The sequence below is a fragment of the Nitrospirota bacterium genome, assembly GCA_040756155.1.
Taxonomy (GTDB): Bacteria; Nitrospirota; Thermodesulfovibrionia; order JACRGW01; family JBFLZU01; genus JBFLZU01.
The window spans coordinates 3061-21828 of record JBFLZU010000025.1 but is presented as its reverse complement, the minus strand read 5'-3'; the positions used below and the strand labels follow the sequence as shown (position 1 = coordinate 21828).

The window sequence follows — 18768 nt, the reverse complement described above, 5'->3', positions numbered from 1 at the left end:
GGTACTGGGAGTCTGAATTCAGTTTTCTCAAACCGAGAAAAAATAATTCGGGACAGAGAGTCTATTTAAAGAAGGATATCGAACTGATTCTTGAGATAAAGAAACTGCTTTATGAAGAACGATATACGATAGACGGGGTTAAAAAGAAGTTTGCTCGAGAGTCGAGAGTCAGACATCGCATGGCTGATATAAACAAGATAAGAAACGACCTAAAAGCAGTTTTAAAACTAATTTCAGATTAATAGCGAACTCCGTTCCAATGCAAAATGTAAAAGTGCATGTGTTAGTGCAAGTTCACACTCACTTTCACTTACACTTTTTACAATGTGCAATTTGCAATCTGCATTTTGCAATTGCTTATAGCTTATCGGGGCGTGGCGCAGTCTGGCTAGCGCACCCGCTTGGGGTGCGGGTGGTCGCCCGTTCAAATCGGGTCGCCCCGACCAATTAAAATAGTCTTTTAAAATCAATGACTTATTTTCCACACAAATAAAAACTACTTGACTTTTGTTTCACTATAATATATAGTTTCACCGTATGGTGAAACAATCTTTTACAGTGAAACAGTTTCAAGAGAAAGATCTGCTTAAGAGAGCACAGAACAGTATAACGTCTGTCCTTTCAGATATTACCTTCCTTGAGCTAAAGGACTCTAAGACCAATGTCAGAATCAATAATAAAGAAGTCAATTTTGTATTAAGCACTCTTATTTCCGGTAAGCCTGCAAAATTCATTGTAGAAGTAAAATCGCAAGGCGAGCCCCGCCTTGTAAGAATGGCCATCGCTCAGCTTAAAGACTATCTTAAGGGCTTTAAAAACTCCTATGGCATACTGGTTGCTCCCTATCTAAGTGATGCCAGCAGGGAGATATGCAAAGAGGCAGGCATAGGCTGCATTGATCTGGCAGGGAATGCATTTCTATCCTTCAAAAATATCTTTATTGACAGAAGCGGAAACCCCAATCCCTTCGCTGTTGCTCGCCTCTCAAAATCCGTCTTTTCCCCGAAATCGAGCAGAACCCTGAGGGTGCTTCTTTCAGACCCCTCAAAGAGGTGGTATGTCGAAGACCTATCAAGGGAGGCAGGCATTAGCATAGGGCTGACCTCAAGGGTGAAACAGGCGCTTCTTTCCGAAGAATGGATTAAAGAAGAAAACAAGAGTTTCTATCTTGTTAAACCCGAAGAAGTGCTCAATCAATGGGTCAATAATTATTCCTATGAAAAGAACCCAAACTTTTCTTTCTATTCCAGCCTTTCAGAAGACCAGATTGAGGCTGCAATCAAACAAGAGTGTGAAAAAAGGAGGTATCGCTATGGACTTGCACTATTTTCCGGTGCAAGAAAGGTAGCGCCATTTGTAAGATTTATGAGATTCTTCTGTTATATTGATGGAAATACCGAGGATATTTCAAAAGCCCTACAACTGAAAAAGGTGGAGACCGGGGCGAATGTTACTCTCCTTCAGCTATATGATGAAGGCGTCTTCTACGGGCTTCAGGATATTAACGGCATTAATGTTGTATCTGACATCCAGCTTTACCTTGATCTGAAGAGTTTCAAAGGGAGAGGCGAGGAAGCAGCGGAGGCGATATTTGAACAAAGGATTAAGACGAAATGGTAAGTAAAAGCCAATACGGAGATAAAGAGGTTAAGGCTTGTAAAGCTGTCCTTCTGGAACTTGTTCATCTACTTGGTGAAATAAAAGATGAAATGGTGATAATCGGCGGATGGACTCTGACATTTCTCTTACCCCAGTCTGACGATCCCCATGTTGGCAGCCTCGATATCGATATTGCCCTAAACTTCTCAAAGATTCCAGATGATACTTACCAGACAATCCTGAAGGCATTTATTAATCGTGGGTATACACGGGACAAGGAACAACCTTTCAGATTTTTCAGGCATATAACCGCTTCTCTTTTGGCTATCCGCCTTCATCAAGTGCTGATTGGGGATGGATTCAGCATATGTTTGCTTCCCTGAATGATAAAGGAAAGATGGCTGTTGTTCTGGATACAGGTGCGGTATCAAGAGGTAGTGGAAATCAAGGGGCTAACAGAGAAAGGGATATAAGAAAAACATTTGTTGATAAGGACTGGATAGAAGCGATTATCCTGCTTCCTGAAAACTTATTTTATAACACCACAGCCCCGGGAATTATTCTGGTTTTAAATAAGGGCAAGAAGAAAAAAGGGGAAATCCTTCTTATCAATGCATCAAATCTCTTTGCCAAAGGAAGACCCAAAAACTACCTTCCTGACGAAAGCATAAAGAAAATTTATGAGATTTATTCAGGATGGAAAGAGGAAGAAGGAATAAGCAAGATTATAAAGAATGACGATGCTGTTAAGAATGACTATAACCTCAGTCCTTCAAGGTATGTGGCACAGAATGGAGGAGAGGAAGTTTTGCCTTTAGAGGAGGCAGTGGTTTTACTGAAGGAGGCAGAAGAAGAGAAGAATGAAGCAGATAGGAAATTAAATAAGATATTAGAGAAAATGGGGTAGTGTCAATTCTGAGCTTGTTGCCGAACATCCTTTTCGCTTTTTAAAGAGAATTTTTGACAAATCCAATGGCTCGTTACAGGCAATTTCAAAACTCGCCCTTCGGGCTCAAACAGTTGAAATTGCTTATCTTCCACTTCGCCAGGATTTGTTACCAAAAATCCTCTAATTTCGCTCAAAGGGTTCGGCAACAGCCTCTTCTTTTGTGTAAATTCTTTTAAGGGTTTAATTCTCCATTTATCATTAAGATGACTTAACACCGCATATACAATCCTCTCAATACTCTGAGTGTTATTAAAACAACTCATCGGTCTTGTTCTTCTCCTTACTTCCCTGAATGCCCTCTCTATCGCATTTGTTGTCCGTACCTTTATCCTTATCTCCTCAGGGCAAGAGTAGAAATTCAATAATTCCTCCAGATCCTTCTCTATGCATTTCACTGCCTTAGGATAAATAGCCCTCCATCTCTCTGCCCATTCATTATACGCTCTCACCGCTTCTTTCTTGTTTTCTGCACGATAGATTTCCCTCGCTTCATTTATGCACCTTTCTTGATCCTTCTTCCTAAGATAATTAGCCACATTCCTTAGTTTGTGAGCCCAACACCTCTGCCTTTTCACTTCTGGATAAAGGTAGTCCACTGCATTCTCAAGCCCTGCATTGCCATCTGTAATAATAAGACCCAATACCTCTCCTTTAAGTCCACGATTATAAAGACTGTTAAGAAAACCCTCCCACCTCCTCTCACTCTCATGTTTCGTTATCATAGAATCTATCAACTCCCTCTTGCCATCAACCCCTATCCCATAGGCGACAAGAACTACCTTCTTCTTCGAGCCAAACCCTGTCTTTGTCTTCAATACTATCCCATCTAAAAAGAGATAAAGATATTTATCTTCAATATTACGATTGTGATACCTCTTTACCTCTTCATCAAGACTCTTTGCTATATTAGATATCGTCTGGGCACTTACACCTTCACCAAGGATAGGTCTTAATGCCTCACCAGTTAGCCTATTAGAGGCTCCATATAAGAATATCTTCATCAATGCCCTATCTACTTCATCTACCCTCTGTTGATACCTCGGTATTATCTCACTATCATAGCCTCCACCCCTTAGCCTCGGCATCTTTATCTCTAATCGCCCATCCTTCAACACAATCCATCTCCTCCAGTAACCATTCCTGTAATCCCTACGCTCTGTCACCCGTTTGTATGGTCTACAACATACTAACATCTCTCGCTCCTCCTCCAACGCCTCCTCTATTAGCTTCCTCCTGAATGCCTTCACTAACTCATCGTGCCTTTCCCAATAATCCCTGAAATCCCTATTGTATTCCTCTAATAAATCTGCTATTGTTAAATCTGTAAGTTCCTTTACTGACATGGGTGTATTCCTCCTTTCTTTTAATGATTAATGCCTAACAATGGAGAATACACCCTGTCTATTTTCTCTACAAGAATTTTACACAGAAAAGGAGGCTGTTGCCGAACATCCTTTTCGCTTTTTAAAGAGAATTTTTGACAAATCCAATGGCTCGTTACAGGCAATTTCAAAACTCGCCCTTCGGGCTCAAACAGTTGAAATTGCTTATCTTCCACTTCGCCAGGATTTGTTACCAAAAATCCTCTAATTTCGCTCAAAGGGTTCGGCAACAGCCTCAAAGTTTACACTACCCGAAAATGGGACTGAGTTGATTGTCAAGGCGGTCTGTGGTATGATTAATTCATACCGAATAAGGAGGTGTTTTAGATGGTAACAGCAGTTAAAAAGACAATATCGCTTCCTCCTGAACTAGCAGAAGAGATAGAAAAAATAGCCAGCGAGGAAGGAAAACCCCTGAGTGCAGTAGTCCAGGATGCGATAAGAATTACAAAACGAGAGAGATTAAAAGGTGAATTTTATCAAATTCAGGATTACTGGAGCCGAAAGGCAAAAGAAAAGGGAGTTCTTACTGAAAAAGACCTTAAGAGATACCTTAAAAAGTGAAGGTAGTATTTGATACGAATATCTATGTCTCTGCCTTTGTTATTCCAAACAGCCAGGCTGAGAAAGCTGTTCTAAAGGTTATAGAAGGCAGTGACTTGCTGATAATCTCCAAAGAAATCATTGATGAAGTATTAACAGTGCTTTCTGCCAAATTCAGCCGTGATAGAGAAACTATCAGCCGTACTGCCCTTTACCTTTCAGATATTGCCAGGGTTGTAAAGCCAGTCAGAAAAATCAACATCTTTAAAGATGCCCCAGATAACAGGATACTTGAGTGTGCAGTAACAGGGAAAGCTGATGTGATTGTAACAGGCGATAAAGAGATGCTTAGACTTAGAGAATTTGAGTGGATAAAAATTATGAGTTTAAAAGAGTATCTTGAAGGGTAGTTGAGGCTCTTTTTGTCATTCCGTGCTTGACACGGAATCCAGTTATTTAGTTTTTCTGGATTCCTGCTGGAGTTTACCCCTGCGAAGGCAGGGGCAGGAATGACAATTAAGGGGACATTCTTAATAAGATGGGGTTTGAGATATGACTATAGTGGAAGAAGCTGTTGAAGGTTTCAAAATGACCGAACTCGGTCTGATGCCAGAAGATTGGGAAGTAAGAGCTATCAAAGATGTGGCTGAAATAAAATATGGAAAAGCAAACCCACATACTCAGGGGCAAGTACCGCTTGTAGGTTCAAGTGGAATTTTTGGGTGGGTAGAAAAACCGTTAATTGAGGAACCTACAATCATAGTTGGAAGAAAGGGCACTGCAGGAAGCATTCACCTCTTTCTTATACCGTCTTACCCTACTGACACAACTTTCTTTCTTGTTTTCAATAATGAAAAACCCAACTTGAAGTTTCTTTACTATTGGATGTCTCTAAATAAATTATCTGGTGAGCACGCAAAAACCACATTGCCGAGTTTACAGAAAGCAGATTTAGAGAACTATGAATTTGCTTATCCTCTTCTCCCTGAACAACAAAAAATCGCCTCTGTGCTCTCTGCTGTGCAGGAGGCAAAAGAGAAGACAGAAAATGTTATAAGGGCAACAAGGGAACTTAAGAAAGCCATGATGAAGCATCTATTTACCTATGGGCCTGTGCCTGTTGAAGAAGTTGAGAAAGTGCCATTAAAAGAGACGGAAATAGGGCTGATACCAGAGCATTGGGAAGTGGTAAAGTTGGGAGAGGTTGTAAAGAAAACAAAGCAAACAAATCCTGAGAATACCCCTAAATGGAAATTCAAATATATATCTGGGATTAGTAGAGAAATATTAACCATTTCAGAATACAAATTATTTTTAGGTAAAGATGCTCCGAGCAGAGCAAGAAAGCTAATAGAAACAGGAGATGTTATCTTTGCAACTGTAAGACCTACTCTAAAAAGATTAGCTTTGATTGATGAATGTTTTAATGGTCAAATATGTTCAACCGCATTTTGCGTTTTAAGAGCTAATGAAAAAGGAACGATTCCACGTTATATTTACTATATTGTATCAAGAGACTTTTTCATAGAAGAGCTTGGTAAGGTTCAAAGGGGAGCAAGTTATCCGGCAGTTACAGATTCAGATGTTAAGAATCAAAAAATCCCCCTTCCTCCTCTCCCCGAATAACACCAAATCGCCCAAATTCTTATAGCCATAGATGAAAAGATTCAGGCAGAGAAGAATAAGAAGAGGGCGATGGAGAGCCTCTTTAGGTCTTTGCTTTCGCAGTTGATGACAGGTAAAATAAGGGTTAACAATCTGGAGATTTAAGTATGAGTTTACTCGGCGGTGAAAGAACTGCGGTTCAAAATCCTCTCATACAATACACTACTGAAATAGGCTGGTATTACATAAGCACCGAGGATGCCTTGAGGCTGAGAGGTGGAGAGACAGGATTTGTTTTTAAAGAGACCTTTATTTTTCAGATGCAGAAGTTGAATGAATTTATAAATCATGAGCTCGCTGAGGAAGTAATAAAAAGGCTTTCCGCAATCCCTCCAAATATAGAAGGCAATCTTTTAGCATGGGAATATCTGAAGGGCATAAAGCAGATTTATGTGCCTAAAGAAAAAAGAGAGCGGGATATTAGATTTCTTGATACAGATGATATTAAAAACAACACCTTCCATGTCACTGATGAATTCACTTTTACTAATGGGAAAAATACAATCAGGGCTGATGTGGTTTTTCTTATCAATGGTTTTCCTTTATTTATAGTTGAAACAAAGGCAGCCCATAAGGTTGATGGTATAGCTGAATCCCTTGATCAGATAAGGAGATACCATCGTGAATGCCCTGAGATAATGGCAATTCTTCAGGTTTATTCATTAAGCCATCTAATTCGTTATTACTATGGTGCAACATGGAATACAACAAGGAAAGGGCTTTTTAACTGGAAAGAGGAGCAAGAAGGGAATTTTGAGGAGCTGGTCAAATCCTTTTTTGATAAAGAGAGGGTTATAAAGGTTGTTAATGATTTTATCCTCTTCACAAGACAGGATGATGAACTTAAGAAGGTTGTCTTAAGACCTCATCAGATGAGGTCTGTTGAGAAGCTCTTAGAGCGTTCTCAGGATTCAACTAAAAATAGAGGCTTAATATGGCATACACAGGGTTCAGGCAAGACATATACAATGATTGTATCTGCAAAAAAGATTTTGGAAAATCCTTTATTTGAAAACCCTACTGTGATTATGCTCGTGGATAGGAACGAACTTGAATCTCAATTATTCGGAAACCTCACATCTGTGGGGTTTAAGCAGGAAGAGGTAGAGATAACAAGCAAAGAAAACCTGAGGAAAGCCTTAAAGGAAGATAAGAGAGGCTTGATTGTATCAATGATTCACAAGTTTGAAGGGATGGAGCCTAATATAAAGAATATCTTTGTATTGGTTGATGAAGCCCACAGGACAACAGGAGGAGAACTGGGGAATTATCTTATGGGGGCATTGCCTAATGCTACCTATATAGGATTTACTGGAACACCCATAGACAAGACAGCACATGGCAGTGGAACATTTATAACATTTGGAATAGACGACCCACCCCAAGGTTACCTTGATAAATACAGCATAGCAGAATCCATTGAGGATGGAACAACCGTGCCCCTCCACTGTACCCTTGCACCAAATGAACTAAGAGTTGATAAAGAGGTCTTAAACAGGGAATTCCTTGAACTTGCTGAGGCAGAAGGGATAAGTGACATAGAGGAGTTAAATAAAGTTCTTGAGAGGGCTGTCAATCTCCGAAACATGCTCAAGAACAGGGAACGGATGGCGAAAATTGCAAAATATGTTGCTAACCACTTCAAGACCTACATAGAGCTAATGGGATACAAAGCGTTCCTTGTTGCTGTAGACAGAGAGGCATGTGTGATTTACAAAGACCTCCTTGATAAACATCTTCCCAAAGAATACTCACAGGTAGTAATAAGCCCGGGATTTAATGATTCACCTGAACTATCAAGGCATCATCTTTCTGAGAAAGAAGAAAAGAGAATAAGGAAGGCATTCAAAAAGCCTGATGCACAACCCAAAATCCTCATAGTAACAGAAAAGCTCCTGACAGGCTTTGATGCCCCTATTTTATACTGCATGTATCTTGACAAGCCAATGCGTGACCATGCCCTGTTACAGGCAATTGCAAGAGTGAATAGACCGTATGAGGATGAAGAAGGGAGGAAGAAGCCCTCAGGTTTTGTTCTGGACTTTGTTGGTATCTTCGATAATCTTGAAAAAGCCCTTGCCTTTGATTCATCTGATATAGAAGGAGTTGTGCATGATTTAGAGATTTTGAAAGGCAGATTCACAGAATTAATGGGAAAAGCAAAGGAGGATTATCTTTCTCTCATAAAAGGTAAATCTCAGGATAAGGCTGTTGAGACTATACTTGAATACTTTATGGATGAGGAAAAGAGGCACGAGTATTATAGCTTTTACAGAGAAGTATCCAGCATTTTTGATGAATTAAAAGAGTCAGAATTGTTGTATCTTCTTGAACGAAGAGTATTCTTGCAGGGGGTCGAGTTGCGCTGTCCGCATTGTGGCACACGTCAGTGGTATGTCGTAGACGATATAGGCTCAGAAATGCGGTGCGATGGATGCCTATTCCGATTCTCCCTCCCTCCTTCGCCTGCGTGGTCATTTCGGCTAAACAATCTTGTACGCAACGCACTATGCAAGCATGGGATGCTTGCGGTGCTCCATGCTCTATATAACCTTCAGCAATTTTTATCCGGCATGTTTTTATTCCTCCCTTCCCAAGATATATTTGAAGAGGGTCAACAGAATCCGTTTACTGATCTCGATCTTGTGGTAATCCGTGATGGTAAGTTTCTCATTGGTGAAGTAAAATCTGATCCACATGGATTTAAGCCTGATGACCTTGATAAGCTCAGAGTAGTTGCAGAAGATTTGTTACCCGATGAAGTGGTACTTGCTGCAGAAGGAGAAAGGTGGCCTCCAGATGTGGAAGAAGGGATAAAACGACTCACAGAAACATTGAAACCATTTGATGTCAAGGTTTCATCACTCATCCTCCAATGGGACTAAGTACCTCTGTATCCATTTCTTTAAACTAACTTTACAGCCTGGAAGGAATGTTTAGCGAAACTAAGCTTCGTTCATCTGTCCTTAAAATGTGGTATACTTTCAAATTTCGAATTAGGGGCTTGTGCGAGGCTTGCACGGTTGTTAAACCCCGGGGCTTGGGAGGAATAAAGAGGTATTTTCAAACACTTGTAAAGTCCCTTTAAAATACCTCTTAATCAGTGGGTCGGAGGTTCGAATCCTCCACGGCTCACCAGAATTTTCAATATCGTCTATAACTCTCATTTAAAAACCCTTTCAGGAACAGCATAGACATTTTTTTATTATTAGTATTATTAGTTTTATAAGCTTAGTTTTTTCATTAACTTTTGGGAATCTCAATATGCCAAATCTATGATGACCTCCAGGAGGAGAACCTTCCCATCTTAATGGCTTGTAAATATTACCTTTCTTATCTTCAAGGAAGGATATCTTGGTTAAATCTAACGAAGAGGAAATTTAACTCCCAAAATAGTCCCATATAACTCATAGATTGGCTTTAATAAATGATTTTCACCCGCTTGGGGTGCGGGTGGTCGCCCGTTCAAATCGGGTCGCCCCGACCAAACTGTTCTCCCTTAATTTTTTCTCTGCACTCTAAAGTTGATAATTATGCCCACGGAGTGCCTCCGTCAACAATGCTATGCTCTTCCCACATAAACCAGCTCCCAGTGTTTGAGAGATAAAAATATGTATTTGCAAAGATGTTATAATGCTGCTCTTCCTCTTTAACAAGTTTCTCGAATAGAGATTTCTCTTTTTCTGTGTCTGCCTCTGACATCGTCTTTTTATAAAATTCAATCCCTTCTTTTTCCATTTGCATTGCGATCTTAAATGCCTCAAGCTCATCTGTGGTTGCCTCAACCCTCTGCATCATCTCATCCTTCATTGATTCAAAGACTGTCTTGATATTCTTCATTGGGCTGACATCCCTCGTCTCTATATTAACTCCCTTGAATATTTGTGAGAGCATCTCGAGATGCCTTTTTTCATCTTCTGTTATTGTCAGAAACATCTTCTTGCCAACAGGATGTTTTGTCTTCTCAGCCGCTTCACTATAGAAATTTATTGCATCTTTTTCCATACTGATAGCTATCTCAATAGCAGTCATTACTGATACCTCTCTTTTCCAGTTAATATTATTTAACTCTCGCTTCTACTTCCCTCCAATCTATGTTCTTAAAGAATACCTCTATGTAATCAGCTCTCTTGAGTCCATAATCAAGCATAAAGGCATGTTCAAAGACATCCATTATCAATATTGGGTTACACCCTGCTGGGTGTGAGACATCATGCTCATTTATCCAGAAGTTGATGAGTTTTCCATTTGTAATGTCCTGATAAAGAATAACCCAACCAATGCCTCTCATTGTTCCTGTTGCCTTGAAGTCCTTTTCCCACAGTTCATAACTGCCAAAATCGTCGGTGAGTTTTTTTGCAAGCCTCCCTTCCTTGTTAATTCCACCTTTTCCACCTAAGTTCTCAAAATAGTATTCGTGAAGCCTCATTCCATTGAATTCCCATCCAAGTCTTCTCTTAAGTTCGGCGAATTCTGGAGTGCCTGTCTTTCCTTCCTTTAACATCTGATCAAGTGCATCCATCACCTTGTTTGTGTTTGTTACATATCCCCGATAGAGGGTGAAATGATTTTTTAAAAGTGTTTCACTAAATCCCTCCATCCCTATGAGCTTTGAGTAATCCTTTGCTGTGTATGCCATAGTTCTTTCCTCCTCTCGATTGTCACTTTCTATTTAAATCCTATTAAATTCTATCATATTCTGAAATTGTGTCAAGACCGTTGCAGCCGTATCCATGGGAAAAATCGTGATGGAACCTTCTTTCTGTATATTTTATATTCATCGCCGAAACGACTCAAAAGCTCTTTCTCTTCCAGAGGGATGACCAGAATATTGATTATCAGCAGATCAAGAAATGTAACAACGCCAACATATGTTACCTCTGTTAAGAGAAAAACGCCTAAAAACATCAAGGTATGGGCTAAATAGGTTGGGTGTCTCACTACTGAAAAAGGTCCTTCCATCACGAGTCTCCCTTTTATCTTCGTGGATAACTCCGGGAGTCCAATAAGTCCCCAGAGACCAAGAAGTTTACCCGTCCATATGTGAAGTAAAGTCCCGTATGCTAAAAGAAGGACTCCAATTATATTTAAAACTACTGGAAACTCTACTCTGAATTGGAGTATGAAATCCCTTTTCTGGAAAATAAGATATGCTAAAGGTAGCCATGTAAAGAGTGGGATTATATATGTTATAAGTCCGAGTTTTCTGAAAATTTTTGAGAGACCATGAACAGGAATCCAGAAAAGAGGTATCGCAGGCCAGAGCATAATGGTCATTAGTGCAATAAAGTCGCTCATGGATGGAAATGTATTATTTTGACACAATCTTTTTGAATTCTCTCAATAGCTTTAATTATCTTTCCCCTGTCTTTTATGTCACCGTAAAGGATTGTGCCAATGATGGAGTTGTCTTTAATTACTATTTTTAAATTTTAAAGCAATATCAATATTTGTCAAGTAATCAATTATAAATTGTGTTATGATACAAAAGGGGTTAAACATTTTGACGAATCTCCTTAAACAAAAAATCATTGAAAGAATAAAATCAGAAGGACATATCAATTTCGAAACCTTTATGGAAATGGCCCTTTATCATCCTGAACTTGGCTATTATACGAAGGATTCAACAATGATGGGCGGGGCAGGGGATTTTTATACAAGCCCGCATCTTCACTCAATATTCGGAGCAATGATAGGGAGGCAGATGAAGGAGATGTGGGATTTTATAGGAAGACCAGACGGTTTTCAGATTGTAGAGATAGGAGCAGGTATGGGCTATCTCGCAAAGGACATGCTTGAGTATTTAAAGAGAAAGGATATTTTCCAGTATCTCAAATACACGATTATAGAACTTAACCCTTCAATAAAGGCTAACCAGAAGATGTTACTTAAGGACTTTCTGGATAAAGTAAATTGGTTTTCTCATTTAAGTGAGCTTGCGTCTGTTACAGGATGTTTTTTGTCCAATGAGCTTTTAGATGCCTTTCCAGTAAGAATAGTAGAAATGGATGATGAACTGGTGGAGATTTATATATCTGTGAGCGGGGATAATTTTGCAGAAGTAAAGATGCCCTGTAGTGAAGATGTCAGAGAATACTTCAGGGAATGCTCTATTGAGCTTCCAAAAGGCTTCAGGACAGAGGTGAATCTGAAAATTCACGGCTGGCTAAGAGATGTAATTGATAAACTGTCTGAAGGATTTATTCTTACCATAGACTATGGCTACCCTGCATTGGATTATTATAGTGAAGACAGAAGAAAAGGGACTCTTCTCTGTTATTATCAGCATCGGATAAATGCAGATCCCTATCAGAATATAGGAGAACAGGATTTAACAGTCCATGTGAATTTTTCATCCCTGAAAAAATGGGGAGAAACAATGGGTTTGAAGACTATTGGATTTTGTCCTCAGGGGGCATTCCTCGTTTCCCTTGGGATTGATCAGGTTATGATGGAACTTTATGGGGATTCGTTAGATGCCTTTGAGATTGCAAAGATTAAAGGATTGATATTGCCACAGGGTATGGGTGAGTCACATAAGGTGATGGTCCAATATAAAGGGAAGGATAATTTAAGGTTAAGTGGTTTTGCACTCAGGAATCAGATCGGAAGGTTATAGGTTATAGTTAGGAAGGAGGGAAGGACTTAATTGCCTCTGATAAATAGAAGACAGATGTCGAATAGGACGAAGACTTAAATATTATGTGTGTTATGCAAAGCATGTTCAGGGTTGACTGATTTTTAAAAAGGCTGTAGACTATATAATCAATTATTAATTATTAATTATCAATTATCAATTATCAATTATTAATTATCAATGCTCAATTACTAATTGTTAATTACTAATCGAGGTTAAGATGGTAGAGCCTAAAAAGGCAAAAATCCTTGTTGTTGATGATGAAGAGCAAAACCTGAAACTTTTAGATACAATCCTGACCGCTACAGGCTATGAGGTAGAAAATGCCATTAATGGTGCAGATGCCCTATCGAAGGTCAATGATTTTAACCCAGACCTTATCTTGCTTGATGTCATGATGCCTAAAATGGATGGTTATGAGGTCTGCCAGAAATTGAAGGATAATGCCAGGAGTGTTAATATCCCTGTTATCATGCTCACTGCGCTAACAGACCGAGAATCCAGACTCAAAGGTCTTAATGCAGGTGCAAACGACTTTCTTGCAAAACCGTTTGATATAGTAGAACTTAAGTTAAGGATAAAGAATCTCCTCAAGGCAAAGGAATATGAAGACTTCATCCATCAATATAATATAACCCTTGGGGAGCAAGTCACAGAAAGAACAAGACAGTTGAGGGAGACCCTTAATGAATTAGAGACCGCCAATAAGAAGATAACGTCCAGTTATATAGAGACAATCTACAGACTAACCATCGCAGCAGAATACAGGGATGAAGACACTGCTGTCCATATCAAGAGGATAAGTTACTACTCAAAATTATTGGTGGAGCGACTTAATTTGTCTGAGTATATTGTTGAAACAATCTTTTATGCAAGCCCCATGCACGATATAGGGAAGATAGGGGTTCCTGACAGCATCCTTTTCAAGACTGATAAGCTTACACCAGAGGAATGGGAAATTATGAAGACCCACACCACCATAGGTGCAAGGATACTTCGTGGCTCTGAGTCAGAGTTTCTTAAGATGGCTGAGGTGATAGCCCTTTCTCACCATGAAAAATGGGACGGTACAGGTTATCCGAGAGGACTCAAGGAAGAAAATATTCCAATAGTTGGCAGGATAGTCATGCTCGCTGACCAGTATGACTCACTCAGGATGAGGCGTCCATACAAACCTGCCCTCGATCATGGAACTGTTTGCAGTATTATCACAGAAGGGGATGGAAAAACCTTGCCACAACACTTTGATCCTAAAATACTTCGAGCCTTCAAAGACTACCACAGGGAGTTTGAAGAGATTTACGAATCTTACAAGGACTGAAATGGCATCAGGGAACGAAAAGATCGAACAGATAATCGCCTCTGTTTCATCTGTTATCAAGGGAAAAGACGAGGTCGTGAGGATGGCTGTGGTCTGCCTTCTTGCGAGAGGGCACCTTCTCTTTGAAGATATTCCAGGAATAGGCAAAACAACCCTCGCACTTGCCCTCGCAAGGAGCATCGGATGTTCTTTTTCACGCATCCAGTTTACAAGTGACCTTTTACCTTCTGACATCATAGGGACATCCATATTCGATAAAAACACAGGGATGTTTACCTTCTGTAGGGGTCCAATATTTAATCAGATACTTCTCGTGGATGAGATAAACAGGGCAACGCCAAAGACCCAGAGCGCACTACTTGAGGCAATGGGTGAAGGTCAGGTATCTGTTGAGGGCAAAACATATCCCCTGCCACTTCCATTTTTTGTGATTGCTACACAGAACCCGAGAGAATTTTACGGAACATTTCCTCTCCCTGAATCACAGATGGATAGATTTCTTATGTGCCTTGAGCTCGGCTATCCCGATGATATATCTGCGAAGGAGATTATAAGGCATGGGCATCTGAGGGAGGAGGCAGGAAACCTCCAGCCAATAATAACACCTGAAGAGATGATAATCTTACAGGATCAAGCAGATAAGGTTCATACAGCGGATGTATTTCTTGACTATGTCCTTGCGATAACAAATGAGACAAGGAGTTCAGAGATGTTTGAGATCGGGCTCTCTCCTCGTGCAGCACTCTCTCTGACAAACGCTGCAAAGGTATGGGCTTTTATGGAAGGAAGAGACTACTGTATACCCGAGGATATAAAGGCAGTCGCCTCTCCAGTAATCGCTCATAGACTTTATCCCAGAAAGGAATTCATAGGCATTAAAAAAGAAGGGCTTATAAGGGACCTTTTATCAAATGTCCCTGTTCCAGTATGAGGTTTTTCAGAATCCCCAAGAGTCGCGTCAGAATTAAAATTACCAGAGCCGGCTTTATATTTATTGGTGTTACCATCTTCATTGGTGTTGGTGCTGTCAATACCGCCAATAATCTTCTTTATCTCCTCGTTTCAGGGATGCTCAGCTTTATGGCTATATCTGGTTTTCTTGCGATGGTGAACCTCAGAAGACTTTCGATAGAGATTGAACCACCGGGGGAAATCTTTGCAGATACAAAGACGCCATTTCGTATAAAGGTTAAAAATCAGAAAAGATTGATTCCATCTCTGTTAATAGAGGTCAAAAAAGGAGAGGAGGGGTGTTTTTTGAGTATCATTCCTTCAAAGGGAGAAGGATATGCAGACCTTTGGTATTCGTTCACCAAAAGGGGAGTGTACCCTGTAGAAGGGCTATCTCTATGCTCAAATTATCCACTTGGATTTTTTGTCAGGTGTGAGAGTATCCCTTTGAAAACAAAAGTCACAGTATTTCCAAAACCATTGCAGGTTTCAATGCCACTCACCCCAACAGAGAAAGGCAGAAAATACGGTGGGGATACCCCTGATTGGAGGAAGGGATATGAAGGTGAATTTCATGGTTTCAGACAGTATACACCAGGAGACCCTATCAGGCTTATATACTGGAAAGGCGTTTCAAAGGGCACTACCCTTACAAAGGAATACTCAGCAGAAACATCACCACCTATGATTCTGACACTTGAAATGTCTCCTGCCAATACACTTGAAGAGAAACTCGGACATCTGACATATATTATAATAGAACTCCTGAAGAAGGGAATGGCAGTAGGGCTATTGCTTAAAGATTCATCGATCCCTCCTGCTACAGGCGAAGAACACAGGAGAAACCTCCTGAAGATTCTGGCTCTTTATTGATGTGATGTTATGAGAGCACTGCATCTTGTAAGGATATTCAGTTACTCAATAGCATTGTTGGGTTTTACCGCACTTGTCCGTCACCTGAATCCTGTTATTTCAGCAATCTTTGCAATTTCAATGATAGCAGGATTTATGATGGATCAGAGGGACTATTATCCCGTAAAGAGGTGGCTACTTAATATCTCAGGTATCGTGGTGCTTATATTTGCCTTTATGGGCATCAGCAGAGAGGACTTTATTTCTCCATTTCTTAATGCCTTGACACTGCTTCAAGTGATAAAACTAATTGGAGAAAAGAAGATAAGGGACCATTACCAGATATACCTGCTAAGCCTTTTCATGCTTGCTGGAGCGACCACACAGACCATAGATATGATATATGCAACATTTCTTATCGGGGAGATAATAATAGGGGCTACAGGATTAGTTGTATTGAATTTTTACAGAACTGCAGGAAATATTCCTTTGAAATGGGCTATGATAAAGAAATTTTTATCGGTGACGATAATCCTGCCTTTACTCAGCATTCCTTTCTCTGCGGTCTTTTTTATAATCCTTCCAAGAACAACGATGCCTATCTGGCTATTTGGACTCGCCAGATACCATAAGACAGGGTTTACCAATGAGGTTACGATAGGGAAGGTTGGAGAGATTCAGGAGAGGGGTGATGTTGCCTTCAGGGCTGTGATGCCTGATATTGCAGAGCCATCATCGCTTGCCAATGACCTATACTGGAGAGGAATTATTTTTGACCGTTATGAAAATAATACATGGATGGTCTATGAACAGGCACGCTTCAGGACACCCAAACTTAATATCCCTCTCAAGTCTGGAGGTACTATTCACCGTCAGATAATTTACCTTGAACCTCAAGGAGAGACATATCTCTTTACACTCGATAAACCTCTTACTGGAAGTTTCCCATCCCGTTTCATTATGCTGAGTGATTCTCTGACGATTGAAATGCCCGACATAATCGAAAATCGTATAAAATACGAGGTTTACTCAGTCTCAACAACATACCTTTCCATTAAGGAAGATAACACAGAGCGATACCTTCAACTTCCAGAGAGATTTCCAGAAAGGATTAAAAGGCTTGCCATCGATATTACAAGGGGTACAAGATCAACCGAAGAGACAGTAAAAAAGATAGAACTTTTCCTGAAAAAGGGTGAGTACATTTATACCCTTTCTCTGCCAGAAGTAGAAGGAGACCCTTTAGAGTCATTCCTCTTCAAGTCAAAAAAGGGCAATTGCGAATACTTTGCATCCTCCCTTGTATTGATGCTCAGGTCAATAGGCATTCCTGCAAGAATAGTCGGTGGCTATCTCGGTGGTGAGTGGAACTCGATAGGTAAATATTTTTTGGTTAGACAGAGTAGTGCACACACATGGGTAGAGGCATACATACCTGAGAAGGGCTGGATTCGTCTTGACCCCACACCACCAACTTTAACCCCACCAATAAAAGTCAGTCATCTTTCACTATTCATCGATCATCTCCGCCTAAGATGGTATACATATATAATTGGATATGATATAGGTAAACAGATATCTATAGCGATGAAGACGATGAACACGATAAACAGAACTCTTTCGTGGAAACCACATATAGATACAGCAAAGGTCTTCCGCATTGCTATTGTTTTTCTTACTGCTGGAGGATTATTCTTTATAATTTTATCTATTTACCGCAGAGTAAGGGTGACCCCTTCTATCCTTTACAGCATGTTTCTCTTGAGGATGGGGAAGATGGGCTTTAAAAAGGGTATCGGTGAAGGTCCACTTGAGTTTGCTGAAAGGATGGCTTCCTTAAAACATTTATCTACACCTGAGATTATGGAGTTTACAGGGCTTTACATAGCAATCAGATACGGTCAAAAAGCTTTTGATAAACAGTCTAAAGAACTACTGAGAACCCTTATCCACAAAATCCATCCCCCTCACCCATCCGTTCGGCTGAGATCACGACGAAGCCCTCTCCCATGAGGGGAGAGGATTAAGGTGAGGGGAGATTAATCTTTTCCAGTTGCTATCAGTCATGTACTTATGCTATAAACATTTTATCAGACATGAAGATTGCTGTGATAGATGGTCATGGTGGAGGGATAGGGGTTGCTGTAGTAAAGGGACTTAGAGAAGAGTTTAGAGAGAGCATAGAGATTATCGCCCTCGGCACCAATGCTACTGCGACCTCAGCGATGCTCAAGGCAAGAGCGAATAAAGGTGCTACAGGTGAAAACGCAATTGTAACCATGGCACCAAAGGTTAGTCTGATACTCGGTTCGTTAAGTATAATATCGGCAAATTCGATGCTTGGAGAACTTACACCAAAAATGGCTGAAGCCATCGCCTCAAGTCCTGCGGAAAAGATACTTATTCCTATGACGCAGGAGAGGCTGAGTGTGGTGGGGGTTGTGCAGGAGCCACTTCCACACCTCGTTGAAGAGATGATAAAACTTGTAAGAAAGAGGGTGATGGCAGATGTGTGAATCGAATGTCTATATTGATAAGGAAGGTAAAGAAGAACTTTACCTTGAAAGTGTTGACATAGTAAGACCAGAAGATGGTAAGATATACTTGAGAAACCTCTTCGGGGAGCAGAAGGTTTTTGAAGGGAAGATTAAGGAGATCTCCCTTATAAAACACAGGATTGTGTTGGGTAAGGAATAACTTTTACTCTTCACTTTTCACTATTCACTATTTACTATACTAAAATAGCCACGAAGGCTTAATTATTGGCAGAAGCCCGAGCCTGAGTGGTTTTTTTATTTGGTTTATTCAACAGGAGGAAAGGATGCATATCCCTGATGGTTATCTTGGACCTCATACATACGGTGCGCTT

The 18768-nt window shown here is 40.3% G+C and carries 19 protein-coding genes, 1 tRNA gene and 1 pseudogene; 16 read left to right on the top strand and 5 right to left on the bottom strand.

The window, feature by feature from the left end:
- The 5 genes and pseudogenes from AB1488_02280 to AB1488_02260 form a co-directional block, all read left to right on the top strand.
- Positions 1-242, top strand: a 242-nt coding sequence (locus tag AB1488_02280; GenBank protein ID MEW6408925.1) for a MerR family transcriptional regulator, incomplete at its 5' end; no start/stop codon positions are given.
- Between the two features lie 126 nt (positions 243-368).
- A tRNA-Pro gene (locus AB1488_02275) sits at positions 369-446 on the top strand.
- Positions 447-537: 91 nt separating this feature from the next.
- Positions 538-1620, top strand: coding sequence for a type IV toxin-antitoxin system AbiEi family antitoxin (locus tag AB1488_02270; protein ID MEW6408924.1), 1083 nt, complete (start codon positions 538-540; stop codon positions 1618-1620).
- Positions 1614-1982, top strand: coding sequence for a hypothetical protein (locus AB1488_02265; GenBank protein MEW6408923.1), 369 nt, complete (start codon positions 1614-1616; stop codon positions 1980-1982). The genes AB1488_02270 and AB1488_02265 overlap by 7 nt, the downstream gene beginning before the upstream one ends.
- Positions 1910-2506 (top strand): annotated as a pseudogene (locus tag AB1488_02260) (N-6 DNA methylase). Before AB1488_02265 ends, AB1488_02260 begins: the two are co-directional and overlap by 73 nt.
- A gap of 2 nt (positions 2507-2508) precedes the next feature.
- On the opposite strand, the gene AB1488_02255 reads toward AB1488_02260, so the two are convergent.
- Positions 2509-3891 (bottom strand): IS256 family transposase, encoded by a 1383-nt coding sequence (locus tag AB1488_02255; protein MEW6408922.1) that lies wholly within the window; start codon positions 3889-3891, stop codon positions 2509-2511.
- Positions 3892-4257: 366 nt separating this feature from the next.
- On the opposite strand from AB1488_02255, the gene AB1488_02250 reads away from it, so the two are divergent.
- The 4 genes from AB1488_02250 (at position 4258) to AB1488_02235 (ending at position 9023) form a co-directional block, all read left to right on the top strand.
- On the top strand, positions 4258-4494 hold the full coding sequence (locus AB1488_02250) for a ribbon-helix-helix protein, CopG family (GenBank protein ID MEW6408921.1): 237 nt from the start codon (positions 4258-4260) through the stop codon (positions 4492-4494).
- Positions 4491-4883: a putative toxin-antitoxin system toxin component, PIN family gene (locus tag AB1488_02245; GenBank protein ID MEW6408920.1), complete on the top strand. Its 393-nt coding sequence runs from the start codon at positions 4491-4493 to the stop codon at positions 4881-4883. The genes AB1488_02250 and AB1488_02245 overlap by 4 nt, the downstream gene beginning before the upstream one ends.
- 142 nt (positions 4884-5025) lie before the next feature.
- Positions 5026-6099 (top strand): restriction endonuclease subunit S, encoded by a 1074-nt coding sequence (locus tag AB1488_02240; protein ID MEW6408919.1) that lies wholly within the window; start codon positions 5026-5028, stop codon positions 6097-6099.
- A 146-nt stretch (positions 6100-6245) separates the two neighbouring features.
- A complete protein-coding gene (locus AB1488_02235) occupies positions 6246-9023 on the top strand; it encodes an HsdR family type I site-specific deoxyribonuclease (GenBank protein ID MEW6408918.1) in 2778 nt (925 codons plus the stop codon).
- Between the two features lie 646 nt (positions 9024-9669).
- Here the strand turns inward: AB1488_02235 and AB1488_02230 are convergent.
- The 4 genes from AB1488_02230 to AB1488_02215 form a co-directional block, all read right to left on the bottom strand.
- Positions 9670-10170 carry a ferritin family protein gene (locus AB1488_02230; protein MEW6408917.1) on the bottom strand — a complete coding sequence of 167 codons (501 nt, stop codon included), beginning with the start codon at positions 10168-10170 and terminating at the stop codon, positions 9670-9672.
- Between the two features lie 28 nt (positions 10171-10198).
- Entirely contained in the window at positions 10199-10777 is a 579-nt protein-coding gene (locus AB1488_02225) for a Fe-Mn family superoxide dismutase (protein MEW6408916.1), read from the bottom strand.
- A gap of 71 nt (positions 10778-10848) precedes the next feature.
- Positions 10849-11436 carry an isoprenylcysteine carboxylmethyltransferase family protein gene (locus AB1488_02220; GenBank protein ID MEW6408915.1) on the bottom strand — a complete coding sequence of 196 codons (588 nt, stop codon included), beginning with the start codon at positions 11434-11436 and terminating at the stop codon, positions 10849-10851.
- Positions 11433-11555 (bottom strand): hypothetical protein, encoded by a 123-nt coding sequence (locus AB1488_02215; GenBank protein ID MEW6408914.1) that lies wholly within the window; start codon positions 11553-11555, stop codon positions 11433-11435. Before AB1488_02215 ends, AB1488_02220 begins: the two co-directional genes overlap by 4 nt.
- Before the next feature lie 158 nt (positions 11556-11713).
- On the opposite strand from AB1488_02215, the gene AB1488_02210 reads away from it, so the two are divergent.
- The 7 genes from AB1488_02210 to AB1488_02180 all read left to right on the top strand — a co-directional run bounded on the left by AB1488_02210 (position 11714) and on the right by AB1488_02180 (position 18596).
- Positions 11714-12757 (top strand): SAM-dependent methyltransferase, encoded by a 1044-nt coding sequence (locus tag AB1488_02210; protein MEW6408913.1) that lies wholly within the window; start codon positions 11714-11716, stop codon positions 12755-12757.
- Positions 12758-12995: 238 nt separating this feature from the next.
- Positions 12996-14096 (top strand): response regulator, encoded by a 1101-nt coding sequence (locus tag AB1488_02205; GenBank protein MEW6408912.1) that lies wholly within the window; start codon positions 12996-12998, stop codon positions 14094-14096.
- On the top strand, positions 14065-15027 hold the full coding sequence (locus AB1488_02200) for a MoxR family ATPase (GenBank protein MEW6408911.1): 963 nt from the start codon (positions 14065-14067) through the stop codon (positions 15025-15027). Before AB1488_02205 ends, AB1488_02200 begins: the two co-directional genes overlap by 32 nt.
- Positions 15024-15920 (top strand): DUF58 domain-containing protein, encoded by an 897-nt coding sequence (locus tag AB1488_02195; GenBank protein MEW6408910.1) that lies wholly within the window; start codon positions 15024-15026, stop codon positions 15918-15920. Before AB1488_02200 ends, AB1488_02195 begins: the two co-directional genes overlap by 4 nt.
- A 9-nt stretch (positions 15921-15929) precedes the next feature.
- Entirely contained in the window at positions 15930-17912 is a 1983-nt protein-coding gene (locus AB1488_02190) for a DUF3488 and transglutaminase-like domain-containing protein (GenBank protein ID MEW6408909.1), read from the top strand.
- Between the two features lie 83 nt (positions 17913-17995).
- Positions 17996-18415 carry a DUF3842 family protein gene (locus tag AB1488_02185; GenBank protein ID MEW6408908.1) on the top strand — a complete coding sequence of 140 codons (420 nt, stop codon included), beginning with the start codon at positions 17996-17998 and terminating at the stop codon, positions 18413-18415.
- Positions 18408-18596, top strand: coding sequence for a CooT family nickel-binding protein (locus AB1488_02180; protein ID MEW6408907.1), 189 nt, complete (start codon positions 18408-18410; stop codon positions 18594-18596). Before AB1488_02185 ends, AB1488_02180 begins: the two co-directional genes overlap by 8 nt.
- Positions 18597-18768 lie beyond the last annotated feature (172 nt).

Bases quoted from the DNA above. Each gene is read 5' to 3' on its own strand.
- AB1488_02270 (MEW6408924.1), top strand. From the start codon at position 538: ATGGTGAAACAATCTTTTACAGTGAAACAGTTTCAAGAGAAAGATCTG.
- AB1488_02265 (MEW6408923.1), top strand. From the start codon at position 1,614: ATGGTAAGTAAAAGCCAATACGGAGATAAAGAGGTTAAGGCTTGTAAA.
- AB1488_02255 (MEW6408922.1), bottom strand. From the start codon at position 3,891: ATGTCAGTAAAGGAACTTACAGATTTAACAATAGCAGATTTATTAGAG.
- AB1488_02250 (MEW6408921.1), top strand. From the start codon at position 4,258: ATGGTAACAGCAGTTAAAAAGACAATATCGCTTCCTCCTGAACTAGCA.
- AB1488_02240 (MEW6408919.1), top strand. From the start codon at position 5,026: ATGACTATAGTGGAAGAAGCTGTTGAAGGTTTCAAAATGACCGAACTC.
- AB1488_02235 (MEW6408918.1), top strand. From the start codon at position 6,246: ATGAGTTTACTCGGCGGTGAAAGAACTGCGGTTCAAAATCCTCTCATA.
- AB1488_02230 (MEW6408917.1), bottom strand. From the start codon at position 10,170: ATGACTGCTATTGAGATAGCTATCAGTATGGAAAAAGATGCAATAAAT.
- AB1488_02225 (MEW6408916.1), bottom strand. From the start codon at position 10,777: ATGGCATACACAGCAAAGGATTACTCAAAGCTCATAGGGATGGAGGGA.
- AB1488_02220 (MEW6408915.1), bottom strand. From the start codon at position 11,436: ATGAGCGACTTTATTGCACTAATGACCATTATGCTCTGGCCTGCGATA.
- AB1488_02210 (MEW6408913.1), top strand. From the start codon at position 11,714: ATGGAAATGGCCCTTTATCATCCTGAACTTGGCTATTATACGAAGGAT.
- AB1488_02205 (MEW6408912.1), top strand. From the start codon at position 12,996: ATGGTAGAGCCTAAAAAGGCAAAAATCCTTGTTGTTGATGATGAAGAG.
- AB1488_02195 (MEW6408910.1), top strand. From the start codon at position 15,024: ATGAGGTTTTTCAGAATCCCCAAGAGTCGCGTCAGAATTAAAATTACC.
- AB1488_02190 (MEW6408909.1), top strand. From the start codon at position 15,930: ATGAGAGCACTGCATCTTGTAAGGATATTCAGTTACTCAATAGCATTG.
- AB1488_02185 (MEW6408908.1), top strand. From the start codon at position 17,996: ATGAAGATTGCTGTGATAGATGGTCATGGTGGAGGGATAGGGGTTGCT.
- AB1488_02180 (MEW6408907.1), top strand. From the start codon at position 18,408: ATGTGTGAATCGAATGTCTATATTGATAAGGAAGGTAAAGAAGAACTT.